Origin of the sequence: Methylocapsa aurea, from assembly GCF_000746085.1 — a bacterium.
Taxonomy (GTDB): domain Bacteria; phylum Pseudomonadota; class Alphaproteobacteria; order Rhizobiales; family Beijerinckiaceae; genus Methylocapsa; species Methylocapsa aurea.
This window is the reverse complement of the sequence record NZ_JQKO01000001.1, coordinates 566076-585971: the sequence shown is the minus strand read 5'-3', so window position 1 is coordinate 585971 and position 19896 is coordinate 566076. Positions and strand designations below refer to the sequence as shown.

Below are 19896 nucleotides of genomic sequence, written 5' to 3'. Positions count from 1 at the left end.
TCCGGCGGCGCTCCGGACTTGCCGGATTGCCCTTCGTCAGAGTTCGAGGCCGATCGCGATCGCGGTGATCGGCGTCGCCACATCCTCGGGCGCGTCTTTCTTCTTTGGACGGAAGCGGTTCTTCTTGCGGAGAGTCGCGCTTAATTGCTTCTCGGCGACTTTCACATTGGGGAATTGCCCGAGGCTTGCTTTGAACTCGTCGTAGCGGGCCTGATAGCCGTCGGAATCTTGCGCCCAATAACGCAATTGCGCCGGAAAAACCCGGCCGTAGGTTTTGACCAGATGGTCGCGGATCTTGGCGTCTTCTGGAAACAGCCAGCGCGGATCGAATTTGGCGTCGTCCGAGCTCAGCGCGCGAATGCCAGTCTCCAGCATGAAGAAATAGCCGTCGGCATTGCCATTCGCGCCGATGGCGACCAGAGCCCCCGTATCGGGATTGTAGAGATCATAGCCGGTCTCGACCTCATGCGCGGTGCTGGAGGCGTAAACCTCGAAATCGCCGAGAAAAGCTTCGTCGACCTCCAATATCTTTTCGGTGACGGCCTCGATCATTTTGCAGGATTGGTCATAGACCAGGCTGACGCCGGAATTGCAATTGAAGACCCAGCTTGGAAACGCATTGTCGATGAGCTTGGCGAGGCGCTCCTCCACGGACAAGGCGAAAAACGCTTGCGCATATTTGATGTCGTAACCAGTGCTCATCTGACTTTCGTTCTCCCGCAAAGCCGCGCTTCGACGCCGCCCGGCGGCGCCGGCGACACGCATCCAAAAAGCAAGAACTAAGCCATTGCGCTGTGGGATCGGGAGCGGCTTGCAAGCCGATTGGCTCTGTCAGACCGGCGCGGCCTTGCCGAAAAAATCCTCGAATTTCGCGGCGAGGACGGCGTCCACATCGGCCATGCCGACCTTGAGGCCGAGATCCCGCAGGCTCGTCACGCCGAAATGCGCCTCCTTGATCCCGCAGGGGACAATGCCGGAAAAATGCGAGAGGTCCGGCGCGACATTGATTGCAACGCCATGGAAGGAAACCCAGCGCCTGATTCTGACCCCGATCGCCGCGATCTTATCCTCGGCCATCTGGCCATCCGCGCCATGCGGCTTGTCGGGCCGCGCAACCCAGACGCCGACCCGGTCCTGCCGCTGCTCTCCCTTGACGTTGAAAGCCTCCAGCGTCGCGACGATCCAGCCTTCCAAGCCAGCCACGAAGGCGCGGACATCCGGCCTGCGCTGCTTCAGATCCAGCATGACATAGGCGACGCGCTGGCCGGGTCCATGATAGGTCAATTGCCCGCCGCGGCCGCTCTCATGCACGGGGAAGCAGGGATTGGCGAGGTCCGACTTTTTCGCGGAGGTTCCCGCCGTGTAGAGCGGCGGATGCTCGAGGAGCCAGACCATTTCGCGCGCGGCGCCGGCGGCGATCGCCTCCGCGCGGGCCTCCATGAAGGCCACGGCGTCGGCATAGGGGACTGGCGCGTCGGAAATCCGCCATTCGACAGGCGGGGCGTCCGCTTTCGGCGCCATGGCGTGGGTCGGGTTATCGCGTGGCGGCATTGGCATCGAAGGATCCCGGGGAGGGCAAATTATACGCCGCTCAAGCCGGATGTGGGAAATCCGGACGATAAGCGCCGCCGAGGCGCTTTGCGCGCGCGGAACGCCTTGCCACAGCGGCGGCGATTTGTTAGACGACGCGCCTGCCCGTGCGACGGCCCGCCGCGCGCCGGGGCGGATGTTCGCGGCCATGGCGGAATTGGTAGACGCGCTAGCTTGAGGTGCTAGTTGGGCAACCAGTGGAGGTTCGAGTCCTCTTGGCCGCACCATCTTTTTTGGCCGATCGCTGTTTCAAGCCGATTGGCGTTGGCGCGCCCTCGCTTGGCGGCTTAGCGAGGGGCGCCCATTGGCGCCCCTGAAGCGCTCGGATCGGCTTGCGGCGTCTGATTTGGCCGCCTCTGATCCGCATCGGCCTTGCTCGCCCCAGCCTGTTTGGCGAACACCTCGGCGATGATCTTTTCCGTTTCCGACGTCCAACCCTCGGGCGCCGCGCGCATCGGCGGCGGATCCGAGCCCGGCGCGATATGCACGATCTTGAATCCGCGCTGCTTCATTTCGCGGAGCAGCGCTGGCAGCATGTCCGCGGTCTGTTGCTTGGTGTCGTGGAACAGGAGGATCCCGCGTCCCTCCTTTTCCAGCCGGGTCAGCACCAGATTTAGCTGCGCCTCCGGCGTCATATGCGCCCAGTCGGAAGCCCAGAAATCGGCGCCAAAAACCGCGATGTTTCGCGCCGAAAGCCAGGCGACGAGCGCGGGCGTGTCGGCAAAGCCGGGAAACCTGAAAAACGGGGTCTTTGGCGCCGCGCCAGCTTCAGAATAAGCAGCTTGGCCATAGGCGGCTTTTTCGTCGGCCTCGATGCCCTTTGTGATCTCGGCTTCCGCCGCCTTTTCACTCAGGCGGCGCAGCGTCGCGTCCGGGTGTGAAAATGTGTGGTGGCCGAGCGTGTGGCCCTCCGCGACTTCGCGCTTGACCAGGTCGGGCAGGGCCTGCGCATTGTGGCCGACAAGAAAAAACGTCGCCTTGACGCATTCCTTTCGCAAGGCGTCGAGAACCTTGGCGGTGGTCGGACTATGCGGGCCGTCATCGAAGGTCAGCACGATCTCGTGGTCGTCCAACGCCAGCGAGCGCGGATAGGTTTTCAAGCCTGCCTGCCAGCCGCCTTGCGTCCCGAGCCGCAAGGTGCGGCTGACGCCCAAAGCGTCAGGCGGGCAGGGGGCTGGCTGCTCCGCCGCCGTTCCGGGAGCTTGGAAAAAGGCGAAGCCGATGAGGACTAATCCAGAAGTCCAAAGCCTGCGGTTGGGTCTCATTGACGCCTCCCATCTAGCATTGGGCCTCGCACCGCCAGGGGCGGAGGCGGCCCAAACAAAATGCGGCCAGAGCAAGGAAACAGCGCTTTCGCGTTTCCCTTGGGCGCGAAAGCACCCTATGAACCGGGGGAATCGAAAGATAGAGCTGATTTGCGCGCATGATTGATATTGATGACAAATATGACGCCGCAACAACAAGTCCGGACCGGCTCCCCGGCGACGCCGCGTCCATCTACGGAGAAGATGGGGCGATCGAGCCAAATTTCCTCCATGAGGTAGCGGCGGCGGTCAAGGCGGGCGACGCCGAACGGGTGCGGGCGCTGGCGGGCTGCCTGCACGAAGCCGATCTCGGCGGCCTCCTTGTCGCGCTCGAGCCGGATCTTCGCCCCGAGCTTGTCCGCGTGATGGGGCATGATTTCGACTTCGCCGCTCTGACCGAGATGGACGACAATATCCGCGACGAGATCCTCGCGGAACTGCCCAATCAGACCGTCGCCGAAGGCGTCCGCGATCTCGAGAACGATGACGCGGTTACTATTCTCGAAGATCTCGACGCCGAGGATCAGGCCGAAATTCTCGAGGCGCTGCCCCCGGTCGACCGCGCTCAGTTGCAACGCTCGCTCGATTATCCGGACCATTCGGCCGGCCGCCTCATGCAGACGACATTCGTCTCGGCGCCCCCGTTCTGGACCGCAGGGCAGGCGATCGACGTCATGCGCGACACCGACGAAGAGCATTTGCCGGATTCCTTCTTCGAAATCTTCATCGTCGATCCGGCGCACCGGCTTTTGGGCAATGTTTTTCTCGACACTTTGCTGCGGTCGAAAAGCGCGGCGCGTCTCGATGAAATCATGTGCGTCGACCGCCGCCGGGTCGAGGTGATGGAGGACCGAGAAGAAGTGGCGCTGGTTTTCCAGCGCTATAATCTCGTATCCGTTCCTGTGGTCGACGAGGCCGAGCGTCTCGTCGGCGTGATCACGATCGACGATATCGTCGACGTCATCCAGGAAGAAGCCGACGCCGAGGTCAAAGCGCTCGGCGGCGTCTCCGAAAACGAAGAGCTTTCCGACTCGGTCTGGTGGACGGCGAAGAGCCGATTCGTTTGGCTCTTTGTCAATCTGATCACCGCCTTTGTCGCCTCGTCCGTGCTCGGCCTCTTCGAAGGGTCTCTGGAGAAGATGGTGGCGCTGGCCGTGCTCGCGCCGATCGTCGCCAGCCAGGGCGGCAATGCGGCGACGCAGACGATGACGGTGGCGGTGCGCGCGCTCGCCACGCGCGAGCTCTCCCACGCAAATGCTTTGCGCGTCATCTTGCGCGAGGTTTTGGTCGGCGCCGTGAATGGGGCGGCCTTTGGCGCAATAACCGGCCTTGTCGCCGGCCTTTGGTTCGGCATGGCGGGCGTCGGCGTCGTGATCGCGCTCGCCATGTTGACCAATCTCGTCGCCGGCGCGCTTGGCGGCATTCTGATCCCGCAAGTGCTGCATCGGTTCGACATCGATCCCGCCGTGTCGTCGAGCCCTTTCGTCACGACGGTCACCGATGTAGTGGGTTTCGCGTCGTTTCTGGGGATCGCGACGTTCTGGTTCGGACTTGCGTAAATCGCGCTGCGTTGGGACAGCGGCGCGCGATTACTGCGGGTTCTCCAAACTAAATGTCTCGGAGGCCTCGTCATAGGCGAAAAGCTCGCCGTAGCGGCCCCAATTGACGACGCTTTTCAATGTCCGCTCGGCATATTCCTCGGACATGTAATCCTCCAGCTCTCCCAAAAAGCGGATCGCGCGGGCGGTGTGCGTCGGTCGGTCGTCGAGCACCAGCCTGATCCGCGCGGCGAGCGGCAAATAGGCGAGGAGATGGTCGCCGAAAAGCTTCTTGCGGACATCGACTTCGGCGTCGGCGAAGCGGCGCCCGGCCGGCGTCAATTTGATGTCGCCTTCCTCGATTTCGGCGAAGCGCAGCAGCTGCAAGGTTTCGCCGACCGGAAACAGCTCGTCGATTTCCATCTGCAGGCTGTCGGCGAGCGCTGGCAGATCGGCGCGGCCCAAATAGGGTTCGGCGGCGATTTCTTCGATCATGCCGGCGAGCGTATTGGTTGAAATTCGGGGCAGGGCCATGGCGAGGCCAAGGCCTGGGAAGACGCTTTCGCGGCCATGCGGCGCGGGTTCCGCCCGCTTTGTCATCAGCGCGTAGATCTTGTCCACCAATTGGCGGAATTCGGGATCGAGCCGGTTGCGCGGATGTTGTAATCCGACATGGATTTCAGCGGCGATGCGGCCCGGATTTGACGCCAGCACGATGATGCGGTCGCACATCAAAACCGCCTCCTCGATGTTATGCGTCACCATGAGGATGCTCTTGATTGGCATGCGCCCTTCGACCCAGAGATCGAGAAGGTCGGTGCGCAGGGTTTCGGCGGTGAGCACGTCGAGCGCCGAGAAGGGTTCGTCCATCAGCAAGATATTGGGGTGAACCACCAACGCCCGCGCGAAGCCGACGCGTTGGCGCATGCCGCCGGAAAGCTCCTTCGGAAAGGCCGATTCGAATCCGTCGAGGCCGATCAGATCGATCGCCTTCAGGGCGCGCCGGCGCGCTTCGGCTTGCGGGATGCGCTTCGCCCGTAGGCCCAGCTCGACATTGGCGAGCACCGAGAGCCAGGGAAACAGCGCGAAGCTTTGAAACACCATGGCGACGCCATCGACCGGCCCATCGACTGGCTGGCCAAGATAGCTCACATCCCCGCCAGCTGGCCTGGCGAGGCCGGCGACGATGCGCAAAAGCGAGGACTTGCCGCAGCCGGAGCGCCCCAGCAGGCCGACAATTTCATCCGGTTTCAGACTAAGCGAGACATTGTCGAGGACCGCCGGGCCTTTCTCGCCCGACCCCGTCAGATAGTTCTGGCTGACGTTCTTGACTTCGAGCAAGGGGAGCTTGGCATCGCGCGACGTCCGCGCATTCGCATCGAGCATGGCAAGGACCTCAGTCCAGTCGCAGGCGCTTTTCGGCCAGACCGAAAAGCGGGCGCCACAACAGGCGGTTGAACATAATTACGAAAATCGACATCACCGCGACGCCGAGCACGATCTTGGGATAATCGCCATCCGCGGTCGCCTTGGCGATATAGGCGCCAATCCCATGCGCCGAAATCGTATCGTCGCCCCATTTGACATATTCGGCGACGATCGCCGCGTTCCAGGATCCGCCCGACGCGGTCAGCGCGCCGGTGACGTAATAGGGGAAGATCGCCGGAATGATAACGCTCCGCCACCAGTCCCACCCGCGAATGCGAAAATTCGCGACGGCTTCCTTGAGGTCGTTGGGAAACGCCGAGGCGCCAGCGATGACATTGAAAAGAATATACCATTGCGTGCCGAAGACGATCAGAAAACTCAGCCATATGTCCGGGTTGAGGGAAAATTTCAGGATCAATACGACCGCGACGGGAAAAATGACATTGGCGGGGAACGCCGCCAGGAATTGCGCGAGCGGCTGGACCTTCTCGGCAAGAGCCGGCCGCAGACCGATCCAGACCCCGACTGGAACCCAGAGAAGCGTCGCCAGGATCATCAGGGCGATCACCCGCGCCATGGTGAATAGAGTATAGAGGACGCTCTGGCCAAGATCGGCCCAAGACAGTTCCTGCCGCACATAATCGACAATGAGCCATGAGGCCCAGAGGGCGGCGAGCGCGATGAGGATGAGCCAGAGAGCATCCATGACCCGGCTCAGGCGCGGGTTTTGCTGTGAAAGCGCCCGGTGGCGACCTGGCAACTCGAGACGCAGCAGCGAGATGGCCTTGAGGATCTGCGCCGGGCCGCGCATCAAGACGCGCAGCCAATGCGTCCGCGCGAAAACCTGCGCGACCCAGGATTTTTCGACGTTCTGGCCGGCCGACAATTCGACCCTAAATCGCGCGCCAAAAGCGACCAGGGGGCGAAACAGGAATTGATCATAGGCGAGGATCACGACGAACACGGCGACGATGGCCGCGATGACGGCGTCGATCCGCCTATGCTCGATGGCGACGGCGAGATAGGAGCCGATGCCCGGCAGGTTGATCGTCGTGTCTCCAACCGCGATCGCTTCGGACGCGACAACGAAAAACCACCCCCCCGACATCGACATCATCATGTTCCAGATCAGCGCCGGCATGGCGAAAGGCGCCTCCAATTGCCAGAACCTCTGCCAGCTGGAGAGCTGGAAGCCGCGAGAAACCTCGATGAGATCGCGCGGAACGTTGCGCAGCGATTGGTAGAACGAAAAGGCCATGTTCCAGGCCTGCGAGGTGAAGATCGCAAAGACCGCCGCGCATTCCACCCCCAGGATCGAACCGGGAAAAAGGCCCAGAAAAAATGTCACCGTAAACGCGAGGAAGCCGAGAATCGGCACGGACTGAAGGACATCGAGCAGCGGGACGAGGACAAGCGCCGCGTGCGCGCTTTTGGCGGCGAGGGTCGCATAGACGAAAGTGAAGACAAGCGAGGCCGCAATCGCTGCGAACATGCGCAGGGTCGTGCGCAGCGCATAATAGGGCAGATGGCCGTAATCGAGGGAAATCGCCGTCGATTCGGGAGCTGCGATGGGCAAGGTCAACCCGCCCGAGACCTGCGCCATGGCGACAAAGACGCCAAAGATCAACGCAAAGGCGATGAGATCATATTGATTGGGAAGCGCCTTCCGACCGAGCGAGGTGAAGGCGACGAACCGAGACGCCATGGAAGCCTTTCAGAGAATCGCGTGGATAATCCGCCGTCAAGAGGACGATGCGCGGGCAGACGCACTCGGAAGCGGTATTTACCATTGTCGAGAGAGATGACGAATCAATGACGGCGCTGGAGCCAAGCCCGGGATTGGCTCCCCATAGTGGGCGGGCGATGGAAGTCCGGACGGAATTGCGCGGATCGAGCGTTGGAAGAGAGCCTCGAGAGATTCCTTCTGACTCAGATCAGAGGGGGCGCGCCGAAAAACGAAGATCAAGCTCAAGGAAAGGTTGCGCCGCGACGAATCGCGGCCGAGGAAAGTTAACGCCAGATTCCGGGACGGCCGCTTTTTTGACTTGTTAACGCCCCATTACTGCTTTTGGAATAATTTATTCTGATCGCAGTTTGGCTCGTAAATCCATGCATCCAGCTCCCGCTTCGATCCTCGCGCTTGCACTTACGCTTCTGGTTGCCGGCTGCGCCGGCGGCGCCGGCCTTGGCGACGACCCTTTTCCGCGTCCCACGGACTACGAGGTTCATGGCATCGACGTCTCGAAATACCAAGGCGAGATCGATTGGGACAGCGTTCATTCCGCGGGAGTCCGTTTCGCCTGGATCAAGGCGACCGAAGGCGGCGATCATATCGACGATAAATTCGCGCGCAATTGGGCGGCGGCGAAGGCGGCGGGCGTGCCGCGGGGCGCCTATCATTTCGCCTATTGGTGCAGAGCCGCGGAAGAACAAGCGGCCTGGTTCACAGCCAATGTTCCCGACGATCCGGACGCCTTGCCTCCGGTGCTCGACGTCGAGTGGAACGGGCAGTCGAAGACCTGCGCCAAACGGGTGCCGCGCGACGTCGCCATCGGGCAGATGAAAATCATCCTCGCCGCGATGGAGCGGGCTTACGGAAAGAAGCCGGTCATCTATACCGCGGTCGATTTTCACCGTGACGTGATGCGAGGGGAGTTCACGGAATACCCGATCTGGGTCAGAAGCGTGAAATATCACCCTTCCGTCAAATACGGCGACCGGCATTGGAAATTCTGGCAGCACACCGCCGAAGGGCGCGTCGCTGGAATTCGAGGCTATGTCGACCGCAACGCTTTCAACGGCACCGCAAGCGATTGGCAGGCTTGGCTGGCGAACGTGCAGTCGCCCGGCTCCCGGAGCCGCTTTGGTGAAAACGGACCTACGCAAAACACGGTGATGGTTTCCGCCAAATAGCGGATTGTCACAGCCCTGCATAGGTCAAGGCTTATCGCAGCGGCCGTCTAGAGCATGATGCCAAAAAGTGGAAACCGGTTTTCGGACGACATCCGGCTCTAAGGAAAAAGTCGCCAAAAAGAAGGGCCGCCCGCGAGGGCAGCCCTTCCATTGCCAGACCGCGGTCCGCGATCCCGAACTTTCACTTAAACCTCAGGAGGCGGAGGCCTCAAGAGCATGACGCCAGGTCAGGGCCCGCAACGTGAGACAATGAGACACTGGATCACCTCCTTTCGCTTGATTGAAGACGCCTCACTATAGAGGGCGGCCACGCTTTTGCAATCCGCTTTGACGGGACTTCGAAAGCCTGTCCATACGGTAGGGCTCCGAGCGGAGGTGCGAAATATTCTGTGTTCCATCCGACGCGCTGTCGCCGGAGTTTGAGGCTTCTCTTCTCCTTGCCGGCGCGGAGGAGATTGACGGCAAGGAGAAGGGCGACAAATCCGCGATCAAACGTGAATCCGCTTAAGCCCATGTTCGCTCCCCCCCGATCAAACTAGAGCATAGCCTTGTGTGCAGTGCGCAATTATGGTAGTTGCGCTGTATGTCAAATGAGCGCATCGAGAGACGTTTTGTTCCAGCCTTAACTGGGATTCGCGGCATCGCCGCGCTATGGGTCGTTCTTGCGCATGTTCCGAGCCCAGTCCACATTGTATTTCCATCTAGTGAATTTGGAAACCTACAGCTCATTAAGACAAGCTACCTGGGCGTGGATCTATTTTTCATTTTGAGCGGATTCGTGCTCAGCTTTGTTTATAGCAAAAGTTTTGCGGAAAGTGGACTTCGGGCGAGCAGCGCTTTCTATTCTGGTCGAATTCTTAGAGTTTGGCCGCTGAATTTTGTTGCGCTATGTTTGGTCGCGCTTGTTGCGGTTTTTATCCCAATTCTAGAAAAAGTGACGCACGACCTTCCTTCTTTTATCGCAAGTATATTTCTTGTTCAGCAATGGGTTTACCATCGAGGGACAATTTGGAACATACCCGCTTGGTCGTTGAGCGCTGAAGCATTCGCCTATGTCGTTTTTCCAATTATTTCAATAGCGGTTGGGCGAATTCGTTCAGCTCTGGCTCTCGTCGTTTTGATGTGTGGAAGTCTAGCCTTATTCGGAGCTAGTAACTGGTATTTGCATGGCAATGAAGTGGGACTAAACGTAGCAAATTGGGGCGCGTTTTCGCGCTGTCTTTGCGAGTTTACTGCGGGCGTGCTGCTTTTTCACGCCATGATAAATTCTGAATTATCGCCAGGCGCGCGGCGCCTTATAGAGATATTCAGTGTAATTGTGCTGTGTCTTGGAATTTGGACGCCTGTCACTATATTAGCGCCCTTGGCTTTTTGCGGCCTGATATTTTCCTGTTTTAAAGGAGGCTATATCGAATATCTTTTTTCGCGCCGAATTGTATTATGGCTCGGAACAATTTCGTTTTCACTGTATCTAACGCATTGGCTGGTTTTGTCTATTTTTGAGTACGAGGCTGTAAGCCTCAATGTTGTCAATTGGCATTTTTGGGTAAAGATTATACTCGCGATATGCTGCGGCGCAACAATATTGTCTGTTGCGCATATTACTTATAAATTTATCGAGAACCCGTCCCATCAACTTGCAAAATATATAACTCGGCGAACTCGATCGGAATCAAAGCTTCCTTCCGAAAAAGCCGCCTATGCCGTTGCGGACGAACGCGTTGAAAGGGTCCTCTAAGAGCTGCGTTCGTGGTTCCTGCGGATCCTGAATGCTTCAGGCGTTTATGTTGCGCATGTTTCGAGCAATTTAGGCGACTTCCGACTTGCTTCCAAACCGTTTGGGATCAGATGGAATCATCTGATTGAAAAGAAATCGCTCAGAGACAAAGGGTTAGAGCATTGTTCCGAAAAAGTCGATCAACTTTTTCGGAACAATGCTATACGTCCTTGTGTCTTCGCATTTTCTTAACGCAAACCCCGGTTGCTGCTTTGCTCGAAAATGCTTTAATTCGCAGCCGAGGTGGCGATGGAGTCTGACGTGGACTGAGGGGAGCGCTGAAAAAACACTTTATACAAAATAAGAAGTAATACAGCAGTGACAGGCAGCCCTCGGGTGAGCAGTCCGATAAAGCCATCTGATGTATCTTCGATAAGCGCATGTTGAAACGCGGTAAACAGAAATATGCTTACTGGACCCGGGAGGCGCAAGCTGGACAAGCGGCCGCAGACGAGGAGAGTTGGAAGTAAAAATAAGATTGGATACGTGACGAATCCAATCCATCCCCATGTCGCGAGGCCTTCCATTGGGAGCCCAAAATTCAGATAGGCGACATTTCCGGGCGTCCCGAGGCCGGTTTGCCAGGAAAGCCAATCGCCCATGCCGCCCAAAACCGATTCTTTACTATATCCCAGAAATCCGGGCGCCACGCGGGTGAGGACTTGGTCCACCTCTGGCATCCCGATCGGTAGATGCGTGCGGGCGCTATTGTTGACGGCGTCGAGCAGGGCAATGTAGGAGAGGCGATTTAAGACATTCGATCCGTCCCCAAAATAGTCATATTCCTCCACCGAATTGATGCTCGGAGTATAGACGGATGCGTTGGTGGATGTAATTAAATTAAAAAAGCTTGGATCGGTGGCTGCCTTCACAATTGTTACGCCAGCCAGTTCCGCAAATTGCGATATAGGCATTCCGGTTCTTTGTAGTCTTAGATACAAGGTTACCGGCGTCAGAAAAGACATGAAAAATCCGGCGACGACGAGTCCCGCGACGATATGACGTAGGCGCAACATCCTATATATGAAAGCGGTGACGACGATTGCAATCAAGCCGTTGGCAAAAACCGATCTCATGTTGAAGGCGACGACAAACGCAAACAGTGTGCCGAGCATCATCACGAGGACAGGCGTGATGAAGGTGCGGCCCTTGGATTTGGCAATGGCGTATTGGGCCTCCGCGATCAAGGCGAGGAAATTGAATTCGGTCATGATGTTGAGCACGATCCCGATGGCGCCGAGAGAGGCGCCCTCCTCTCGCGATGTGGTCGCGGCCATGAGAAGCTGAGCGGCAGTGCTAATTCCAAAACAAACCAGTGAAAGCCGGCGCAGACTTTTCAAATCGGTTGGGAAGGGGAATGCCACCGTTCCACGGTCGAAAGCTCTGGCGAGCATCAATATCGCTGTTACTATGATCATGAGAAGCAAGTCCCATGCATAGGCGGCAAAGGGGTTGAATAAGTTTTCTTCGAGAGTCTGGCCGTAGAATGTCTTTGCTATCAGCGCCACGCCTGTATAGCGGAGGCTGAAAACGATCCCGATCATCGAATACAAATCACGCCCGAAGAGGCGCAGCGGAACAAAGGGCGTCGCCGTCGCGGCTAGGCACATCGCCACGATTAAAGGGTCGGTTCCGAATTTTAGCTGGATGGCCGCGAATATGCCAATCGCCGCGAGCGGAATTACAATCGGTACTTTGGTGTCACTCAAATCGATCGAATTGTGTCCGCTAATCACGTATTCGAACCTCTCGTCTGGCGCCGCCTTGTCTCTGCCACACGGGCTTAGCGCATGCGAGCAAAATTCATGCTCGCTGTTTTCTGAAGCCAGAAGCGCCGCTATACGCTTTTGGCGGCGCTGGCGCCAGCATCCCGCGGGCTGGCGTCAGCCCTTGCGTTCAGGCGGCCCGGATCAACCTGACCTATTTTCTGGGCGGACTGCGCCATTCTCTGCCTTTGATCCTCAAGCAAGTCGGTCTGGGAAAACTTCGCGGCTGAGACCGCTCCCGGAAGGAGCCACTGCGCTGTTTGAAGAAGATTTTTGGCGTCATGAAAGGATCAAGCTCGTTACGAAAGGCCATAATAACGCCGAAAATATGGTGCAGGAAAAAGGTGGCGGAAAGCATCGATCAGCGTCGGCAATTTGATATACATATCGCGATGCTATACAGCATTGCTTCAGTGGCCAAGATCGGATAATGTGTTTCATGACGCTGCTGTTCATGCATTACGCGCTTCAAGGCGTTCCGAGTTAAGACCAGCTGCGCCGGACTCTCCGGCCTGTGGCGGGCTATTTAAGACGCCTCTTCTGAAACCAGCTTTAGCGGGCCTTGAGGTTCAATGATCATATTGCATGTCATATTGACAGTGAACCCGGAATACGGCGGTCCTATCGAAGGAATTTTCACGTCCGCGAAGGCATTGAGGGAACAGGGATGTGATCGCGAGATATTGTCTCTCGATTCGCCAAGCGATCCTTGGGTCAGCGCATGTCCCCTGCCGGTCTACGCGATGGGAATTCGCAACGCCGACTATCCTGCGTGGCGCAAGAAACTTCCCTGGTTGCGTTACGGCTATACGCCGCATCTCGTTCCCTGGCTCCGGGAGAACGCAAGGCGATATGACGCCGTCGTGGTCAACGGCCTGTGGAGCTACGCAGCTCTTGGCGCATGGCGCGCATTGCGCGAAAGCGATACGCGCTATTATGTCTACGCACATGGCATGCTCGATCCCTATTTCAACAAAATCAACCCTGTCAAAGCCATCGCCAAGCAGATTCTCTGGTGGTTCAGCGAAGGCCGCTTGATCGCCAACGCGGCGGCCGTATTCTTCGTGTCGGAGGAGGAGCGCCGGCTCGCGCGTAAGTCCTTTTGGCCCTTCCGCTGCAAGGAGCGAGTGGTGGCCTATGGCACTTTGGATGTCAAAGGCGATCCTAAGGCGCAAATGGCGACGTTTCACGCCGCTTTTCCAAAGCTGGCCGGCCGCAATTTCATCCTCTTTCTCAGCCGCATTCATCCCAAGAAAGGCTGCGACTTGCTGATCGAGGCGTTCGCGAAAATCGCCGGCGACGATCCTTCGTTGGATCTCGTTATGGCCGGACCGGATTCTGTGGGCTGGCTGGAAAAATTGCAGGATCTTGCGGCCAGGCGCGGCGTAGCCGACCGGATTCATTGGCCGGGAATGTTAAGCGGCGATTTGAAATGGGGGGCGTTCCATGCGGCTTCCGCCTTCATTCTGCCATCACACCAGGAAAACTTCGGCATTGTCATCGCCGAGGCGATGGCCTGCGGCAAACCGGTGCTGACGACGTCGAAGGTCAATACATGGCGAGAAGTGCAAGACAGCGGCGCCGGTTTTGTCGCCAATGACGATCTGGCGGGAATTACCCAATTGCTGAGCCAATTCACAAGTCTCTCGGCCGATGAAAAACACAGGATTGGCGAGCGCTCCCGAAAAGGATTTGTCGAAAAATTCGACATGGCGTCAAACGCGCCTCAACTTATCGAAGCGATGCGTGCGAGTTAAATTCATGCAAATTCTCGATGCGACAGTGACGCGGCCAACTGAAGGCGGTCCGACTTACTCCTTGAAGAACCGCGCCTTTCGCGGCGTCTGGACCATCGCTTGGCTTGTTCTCGCGTCCTGGACGCCACCTCCGCTGGTGGCCTGGAGGCGGGTTCTCCTGCGGCTGTTTGGCGCGAAAGTGGCGCCTACGGCCTGTATCTATGGCAGCGCCAGGGTCTGGTATCCGCCCCACCTGGAGGTTGGGCGCTACGCAATCATCGCGCCGCAAGTGACGGTCTATTCGGTCGCCAGAATCACCCTTTCCGACTATGCCGTCGTTTCGCAAGGAACGCATCTTTGCTCCGCCGGCCATGACATCGAAGACGTTCATTTCCAAACAGTTGCGCGTCCGATCACGATCGGCCGGCGAGCCTGGATCGCAGCCGAGGCCTTTATTGGCCCCGGCGTGACGATTGGCGATGGGGCCGTCCTGGGCGCGCGCGCGGTCACATTTCGCGATCTTGACTCTTGGACAGTTTATGCCGGCAATCCCGCTCGGCCGATCAAGCAGCGCAATGTTCGTTTCCCGGCTGTCGTCAAAACGGCTGCGTGATTGCGCGGGAGCGTGTTGCTTGCCCCGATGATAATCGGAGGATGACCGGCTGAGCCGGATCGTTGGGGACAGAGTGTCTGCGCGGGCTTTGCCGCCCAGCGAAAGACCGGCGACTTGTCGCATAGGGCGGCCAGTGGCCTGGAGGCCGATGAAGCGAAGCTCTTTTTCGCGCGCGGCCCCATAATTTCAGCTCTCTATATTTCGGCGTAGCGCATCGCGCCTCTCATGCGGACAATTCCCCGCGGCTTTGTCATGTTTCGCAGAGATAAGGAGCGGGGTTGAACCTTTGTCCAGAGCGCCTCACGATCAGATGGAATCATCTGATCGAAAAGGATTTGCTTAGATTCAATGAGTTAGAGCATGTTCTTATGAGACATCGGATCCGATGTCTCAATATAGAAAAAGTCGTTCAACTTTTTTAAGAACATGCTCCAGAAGCGCGAATCTCTTCGTTGCGCTTGAAGATGCATTCAGAGCGCCTCACGGTCGAGTGACGCGCGTCGATTGGAGCAACATCAAAATCAAGAGTGGGGCATGATCGGCGACAGCGCGCTGCGATTCAATTGATGTATTACATCATCGTTCAAAAGCAGATTCATGATTTTGGGCAAATTTCACCCCGGGCCAAAGATTCAGAGTAACATCATTCTATATTGGCGGCGCATTCTTGCCAAAGCCTTAGGTACGCCGGAACGCGGATGATGCAACGGTGTGAAAGCCGCTTCGATTTTTGTTCTGGCGCATTTTCTTTATCGCAAAATCAGTGTCCAATTTGTTGCAAAATGCCTCGGCGGCGGCTGGCGCGATACGAATAAGGGGAGATGTGCGGATGAGAACTGTCGCCTGTCCGAGCCTTGGACGCGATGTCTCTGCTTTAGGCTTTGCCTGCGCCTCGCTCGGCTCGAGAGTTTCTGAATCGCAGGGACGCCGCGCGCTCGATCGCGCGTTCGAGCGCGGGGTAACATGGTGCGACGTCGCGCCCACTGATGCCGACGGGGCGGCAGAGTCCATATTGGGTAGATTCTTGCTGGGGCGCCGCGACCGATTGGTGATCTGCACCAAGTTTGGCAGGCCCAGAGCGAAGCCATCGCCGCTCTCGCGCCTGTTAAAGCCCGTGGCGCGCGTGGCGCTCAAGGCGTTTCCGTACCTCCGGGGCGACGCTGCCAGAACGAAGTCGAGCGCCATCACTCCGCTTCGGGCGGAAATGATCGAGGATTCGGTTGTTCAAAGCCTGCGGCGTTTGCGGACGGACTATGTCGATGTGCTTGTCTTGGATGGGCCGACGTCGGAGGAGTGCGTCGATGAGGCGATCTTGCGCGCGTTGCAGCGCATGGTCGAGAAGGGTTATGCGCGCGCGGTCTCGATCGCCGGAGCGCCGGAGACGATCATTGGGGCAGTGCGCGCGTCTGCGGTTTATCGCATCGCCCAGTTCGTGGACAATCCGTTCGAGCCCGCCGCGGACCAATTGAGGGCTGCGTTTTCCAGAGAGGCGGCGCCATTCTTTGTAACCCGAAGCGCCTTCGGTCGGGGCGCTTTCGAGCGTATTGCGCGTGCGCTCGTCATGGATGGCGGACGCCTCGCCGCTCTTGCGTCGCAACTCGGCTATGGACCTCCGTTTTTGGCAAGCGACCTTGTGCTGGACTATGCCTTTGCAAGCAATCCTGAGGGCGTTGTTCTCGCTACGATGTTCAATCAGGCCCATATCGACCTGAACTGCGCCAGGGCTTCCCTGGCGCCGCGCCACGACGTTGGCCCATTCGTCAAGAAATATTTCATTGGCGAGCATCCGTGACAAAACCGGGAACAGCCAATGCCGCGACCGTTGCTGGAAGAATGTCTCGGCCCGAGCAGGCGCTGTCATTTTGCTCGGCCGAGCGACCAAAAGGCGACCTCAGGGGGCAACCTATTCCCGCTAATGCGTTGAACCGGAAGGGCGACCGAGAAAGAGGCCGGCTCTGGCCTCTCCAACGCGCCGTCCATCCGGCATGGCGAAAAGCCGCTCAATTGTCGCTAGAGCATGTTCTTATGAGACATCGGATATATCCGATGTCTAAATATCGAAAAAGTCGATCAACTTTTTCGGAACATGTTCTAGGCTTTACGGTACTTGGTGATGAATTGATCGATCAGATTGTTTGCTTCGGTTGTGTCGAGCCAGCCTTCCAGCATTTCCTCGGTCTTGAATTCACGGTTGAGGCTGATCGGCTCCTCATATCCGTTTAAACGAAGAAATGGGGCCCACTTGCCAGTCGGCAGCTTCGTCAAAATGACTTCTTCGTCCTTTTCCAGATTCATGTGTCAGCTTTCCCTCGCGACCTGGCCAATAAGGTCGGGTTTCCTGGACGTTTTCTTGCAACGCTAGAGCGTGAACTACGGTAAGATACAGGTCTTTCGCACAAAAAGCCCTGTTAGAACAATAGGTTAGAGCGCAAAGCCGATTTTGTCGGAAAGGATTGCGCCTTTGCGACAAGCAAGAAGGCAGCCAAGGCAATCGCCAATTCAGGCAAACGCGCCGTGGCGCGGCCCTGCCGCGGCTGGGCCTGCCGCCTTGGCCGGATCCTCTCCTGGCGCGACAATCGGAGAATTCCGAAACCTTTGGGGGGAAAGAGCGGCCGAGAAAAGGCGCTTGAGCGTTCGTAGCGAGCGCGGCGGCTAGAGCCGGATGACCTTGGACGGAATCGCAACGCGATCTCGTCCAAAGTCTGAATCCGCCTCTCATCAAAGAGTTAGAGCATGATGTCGTCCGAAAACCGGTTTCCACTTTTCGGCATCATGCTCGGCCTCTTTAACACTCGAGCGATTTCTGATCGATCGAATGACTTCATTCGATCGGAAAGCGCTCTAGACGCATTATCAAGGCCATCAGAAGACGATCAATTCCCTATGCCGGCGACCGGCATGGCGCTGTATTGGTTCGTCGCGCCAGCTGCATCGTCCAAATAATGAAATCGTTTGGTGCGCACCGTGCTGGCGCGCAGATGCCCAGTATCTTGAAAATAAGAAAGGCCATTCTCGTCTATTGTGGGACAGAGGCGGCCGTCGCAAAGGAAGTCGAGCGGATCGATAAATTTTGCGCCGATGGATGTGGCCATGGAAATCAGCAGGCTCTTGAGCGGGCCGGACGCCGCTTCGAATTTGTCCCGGTCGACATAGGCGATTTCTGCCGTATCCATTCCCAGGAAACGCCGCTTCAAGAGTTCCATTGGCACATCCCACCGGCCATAGGGCGTCGATGAAACGAACGCGATTTCGGCTCCCCGCTTCTGCAATTGAAGGAGACGCGCGCGCGTTGCGGCAAGCGCGCCCTCGAGATGCTGACGATACCACGATGGATCCTGTCCCGAGACGCAGGCGTCGCCCTCCCGGAAACAAACGTGATTATCGATCGGGTTGAAGTAGCTATACCAATTCGCTACGAGCACGATGCGTTTGAAATCGCGAGAGTCGGCGAAATCCAATGCTTTGTCTACGAAGCCATTGCAATGAAACCGATCGAAATTCATGCGAATGCCGACGATCGGCGGACATGCCGGGTTGGTCACGAATGTGTACGAATCCTCAGGGTTGAATCTGGCTCTTTCAGCAAAACGGCTGAAGATCTGCATCGCGTAAGAATCGCCGATGAACAAGACTCCAGAACGATCTGGCCGACCCAAATGGCATGGCTTCACATTGCCAAGCTGGTCGCGGCCATTGCATCCAGGCGGATAGTCCCAGTCCGTGATGGCGGTCCTATAGGTTTCGACCTGCTTGTCGCCATCAGGGCGCCGGCTCTGAAATCCGTCGTTAAGCGTGACGGCGCCCGCGAGGCCGACTGTGAGCGCCAGCGAACCGGCGATGAGAGCCAATCGCGGTCGGGCCGGCTTCCAATCGATGCGCTTCTCTTTCAAGAGCTTTTGGAGCCATGACAGCGCGAGCCCGCCACCCGAGATGATCGCGGCGAGAATGAGAATTTCGCAGGCAATCTTGTAAGGCGTCGTCGTCACGAAGTTGAAATAGAGGGCTGCGACGGCGATCGGCCAGTGCCAGAGATAGGTGGAATAGGACCATATTCCGACCGTTTGAATGGGCCGGTACTTGAAAACCGCGGCGTCGGCGCGATTGGCCGCAATAACAAGGCATGTCCCGACAACTGGCGTCAAGGCCCAGTAATATGGCCAGGGCATGTTCTTAGTATAGGTAAATATCGATATAGCTATAAATAGAAGCCCGCCAGCAAGCAGAATCCGTGAATATTTCTGTTCGGGATTTTTGAATTGCAAGGCGACAATTCCGCCCGCTAGCATTTCCCACGCCCTTTGTGGGAGAAGATAGAAGGCCGACGCGGGCTCCGCCTCGGTGAACCAAACGCATAAGGCAAAAGAAAGCAAAGCCATGGCCCAGAGAGCATGGGCCAAATAGCGCCTTGTGATCTGAAATTTATGCAAATACATAAGTAAAATTGGGTAAATCAAATAAAACTGCCATTCTACTGAAAGACTCCAGGTATGCAAAAGCCATTTGGCGCTGCTTTGGGCGTCGAAATAGCCTGTAGCTTCCCAAAACCGAAAATTTGAAAAGAATAACAGAGCCGAAATCGACGTGGAGCCAAGGTAATGGTATGTGACTGGGTCCAGAAAAAAGAAGCCCGCGGCCAGAAGACCAAAACAGAGGCCGACAAGACCTGGAATGATCCGCTTCGTGCGGTCATAATAGAAGCCTTGGATGGTGAAGCTACTCTCTTGTAACCTGCCAACAATAATATTAGTCATAAGATAGCCGGAGATTACAAAAAATATGTCGACGCCGACATATCCCCCGGAAATGAAGTTTACTTTGTAATGGTAGAGCGTGACTGCCGTTACCGCTAGGGCCCTCAAAGCATTTATGTCGTATCTAAACTTCATTGCCGCCATTTGCCAATCGCCGCGCCATTGATGAAAATGAGTTCACTTAACGTTGTTCTGCAGGGCCGTCCCTTTGCATCGCCCCCGAGAATCCTCGAAAAGAGCCGCCGCAGGCTGAAGCGCAACATACCGGACGGCGCCAGCGCTCGGCAAGCCTCTCCCAGTGGGCAAAGCACATCGGCCTGCCGCCGGGCCCATAGCCAAAATTTCATGGGCGCGTTTGGCGCTTTTCCCTTTCCGGACATGCGGCGCGACTGTCCGATAATGCCCGCGTCAGGAAGCGAGGACATCGGCGAAAGGGGGAGGCATCTGGGGTGCCAAGCGTCGCCTTCGCCGGCGCGAAGA

At 57.4% G+C, this 19896-nt stretch carries 14 protein-coding genes and 1 tRNA gene; 7 read left to right on the top strand and 8 right to left on the bottom strand.

All coding sequences use genetic code 11. The features are described 5' to 3' along the window. Positions 1-36 precede the first annotated feature (36 nt). Together DL86_RS02735 and lipB are read right to left on the bottom strand one after the other, a co-directional pair. The gene (locus DL86_RS02735; RefSeq protein WP_036258129.1) at positions 37-702 is read right to left on the bottom strand and encodes a hypothetical protein; all 666 of its coding nucleotides are present in this window, start codon (positions 700-702) and stop codon (positions 37-39) included. A gap of 129 nt (positions 703-831) precedes the next feature. Then, positions 832-1551, bottom strand: a complete 720-nt coding sequence (gene lipB / locus DL86_RS02730; protein WP_036257723.1) for a lipoyl(octanoyl) transferase LipB — start codon at positions 1549-1551, stop codon at positions 832-834. A gap of 181 nt (positions 1552-1732) precedes the next feature. Here lipB and DL86_RS02725 point away from each other — a divergent pair. Next, a tRNA-Leu gene (locus tag DL86_RS02725) sits at positions 1733-1817 on the top strand. A gap of 60 nt (positions 1818-1877) precedes the next feature. Here DL86_RS02725 and DL86_RS02720 read toward each other — a convergent pair. Further along, positions 1878-2855, bottom strand: a complete 978-nt coding sequence (locus DL86_RS02720; protein WP_084572636.1) for a polysaccharide deacetylase family protein — start codon at positions 2853-2855, stop codon at positions 1878-1880. A 167-nt stretch (positions 2856-3022) separates the two neighbouring features. Between DL86_RS02720 and mgtE the strand changes: the two genes are divergently transcribed. Then, a complete protein-coding gene (gene mgtE / locus DL86_RS02715) occupies positions 3023-4453 on the top strand; it encodes a magnesium transporter (RefSeq protein WP_425348890.1) in 1431 nt (476 codons plus the stop codon). Positions 4454-4483: 30 nt separating this feature from the next. Here mgtE and DL86_RS02710 read toward each other — a convergent pair whose 3' ends face one another. Beyond that, entirely contained in the window at positions 4484-5818 is a 1335-nt protein-coding gene (locus tag DL86_RS02710; RefSeq protein ID WP_036257721.1) for an ABC transporter ATP-binding protein, read from the bottom strand. 10 nt (positions 5819-5828) lie between these two features. Next, entirely contained in the window at positions 5829-7565 is a 1737-nt protein-coding gene (locus DL86_RS02705) for an ABC transporter permease (RefSeq protein ID WP_036257719.1), read from the bottom strand. Between the two features lie 404 nt (positions 7566-7969). Here DL86_RS02705 and DL86_RS02700 point away from each other — a divergent pair, with 404 nt between their 5' ends. Together DL86_RS02700 and DL86_RS19045 are read left to right on the top strand one after the other, a co-directional pair. Then, positions 7970-8773, top strand: coding sequence for a glycoside hydrolase family 25 protein (locus tag DL86_RS02700; RefSeq protein ID WP_051952501.1), 804 nt, complete (start codon positions 7970-7972; stop codon positions 8771-8773). Between the two features lie 583 nt (positions 8774-9356). Further along, positions 9357-10511, top strand: coding sequence for an acyltransferase family protein (locus DL86_RS19045; protein WP_084572635.1), 1155 nt, complete (start codon positions 9357-9359; stop codon positions 10509-10511). 266 nt (positions 10512-10777) lie between these two features. Here DL86_RS19045 and DL86_RS02690 read toward each other — a convergent pair whose 3' ends face one another. Beyond that, positions 10778-12286 carry a hypothetical protein gene (locus DL86_RS02690; protein ID WP_036257712.1) on the bottom strand — a complete coding sequence of 503 codons (1509 nt, stop codon included), beginning with the start codon at positions 12284-12286 and terminating at the stop codon, positions 10778-10780. Between the two features lie 602 nt (positions 12287-12888). On the opposite strand from DL86_RS02690, the gene DL86_RS02685 reads away from it, so the two are divergent. From DL86_RS02685 to DL86_RS02675, 3 genes are all read left to right on the top strand, one after another. Continuing rightward, entirely contained in the window at positions 12889-14073 is a 1185-nt protein-coding gene (locus DL86_RS02685) for a glycosyltransferase (protein WP_036257708.1), read from the top strand. Positions 14074-14077: 4 nt separating this feature from the next. Further along, positions 14078-14665, top strand: a complete 588-nt coding sequence (locus DL86_RS02680; protein ID WP_036257706.1) for an LbetaH domain-containing protein — start codon at positions 14078-14080, stop codon at positions 14663-14665. 829 nt (positions 14666-15494) lie between these two features. After that, a complete protein-coding gene (locus tag DL86_RS02675) occupies positions 15495-16457 on the top strand; it encodes an aldo/keto reductase (RefSeq protein WP_156964425.1) in 963 nt (320 codons plus the stop codon). Positions 16458-16756: 299 nt separating this feature from the next. Here the strand turns inward: DL86_RS02675 and DL86_RS02670 are convergent, their stop codons facing one another. Together DL86_RS02670 and DL86_RS18525 are read right to left on the bottom strand one after the other, a co-directional pair. After that, a complete protein-coding gene (locus DL86_RS02670) occupies positions 16757-16960 on the bottom strand; it encodes a hypothetical protein (RefSeq protein WP_036257704.1) in 204 nt (67 codons plus the stop codon). 578 nt (positions 16961-17538) lie between these two features. Beyond that, positions 17539-19551 (bottom strand): acyltransferase family protein, encoded by a 2013-nt coding sequence (locus tag DL86_RS18525; protein WP_162180383.1) that lies wholly within the window; start codon positions 19549-19551, stop codon positions 17539-17541. Positions 19552-19896: the final 345 nt, after the last annotated feature.

Coding starts and splice junctions, on each gene's coding strand:
- DL86_RS02735 (WP_036258129.1), bottom strand. CDS start 702: ATGAGCACTGGTTACGACATCAAATATGCGCAAGCGTTTTTCGCCTTG.
- lipB (WP_036257723.1), bottom strand. CDS start 1,551: ATGCCGCCACGCGATAACCCGACCCACGCCATGGCGCCGAAAGCGGAC.
- DL86_RS02720 (WP_084572636.1), bottom strand. CDS start 2,855: ATGAGACCCAACCGCAGGCTTTGGACTTCTGGATTAGTCCTCATCGGC.
- DL86_RS02710 (WP_036257721.1), bottom strand. CDS start 5,818: ATGCTCGATGCGAATGCGCGGACGTCGCGCGATGCCAAGCTCCCCTTG.
- DL86_RS02705 (WP_036257719.1), bottom strand. CDS start 7,565: ATGGCGTCTCGGTTCGTCGCCTTCACCTCGCTCGGTCGGAAGGCGCTT.
- DL86_RS02700 (WP_051952501.1), top strand. CDS start 7,970: ATGCATCCAGCTCCCGCTTCGATCCTCGCGCTTGCACTTACGCTTCTG.
- DL86_RS19045 (WP_084572635.1), top strand. CDS start 9,357: ATGTCAAATGAGCGCATCGAGAGACGTTTTGTTCCAGCCTTAACTGGG.
- DL86_RS02685 (WP_036257708.1), top strand. CDS start 12,889: ATGATCATATTGCATGTCATATTGACAGTGAACCCGGAATACGGCGGT.
- DL86_RS02680 (WP_036257706.1), top strand. CDS start 14,078: ATGCAAATTCTCGATGCGACAGTGACGCGGCCAACTGAAGGCGGTCCG.
- DL86_RS02675 (WP_156964425.1), top strand. CDS start 15,495: ATGAGAACTGTCGCCTGTCCGAGCCTTGGACGCGATGTCTCTGCTTTA.
- DL86_RS02670 (WP_036257704.1), bottom strand. CDS start 16,960: ATGAATCTGGAAAAGGACGAAGAAGTCATTTTGACGAAGCTGCCGACT.
- DL86_RS18525 (WP_162180383.1), bottom strand. CDS start 19,551: ATGAAGTTTAGATACGACATAAATGCTTTGAGGGCCCTAGCGGTAACG.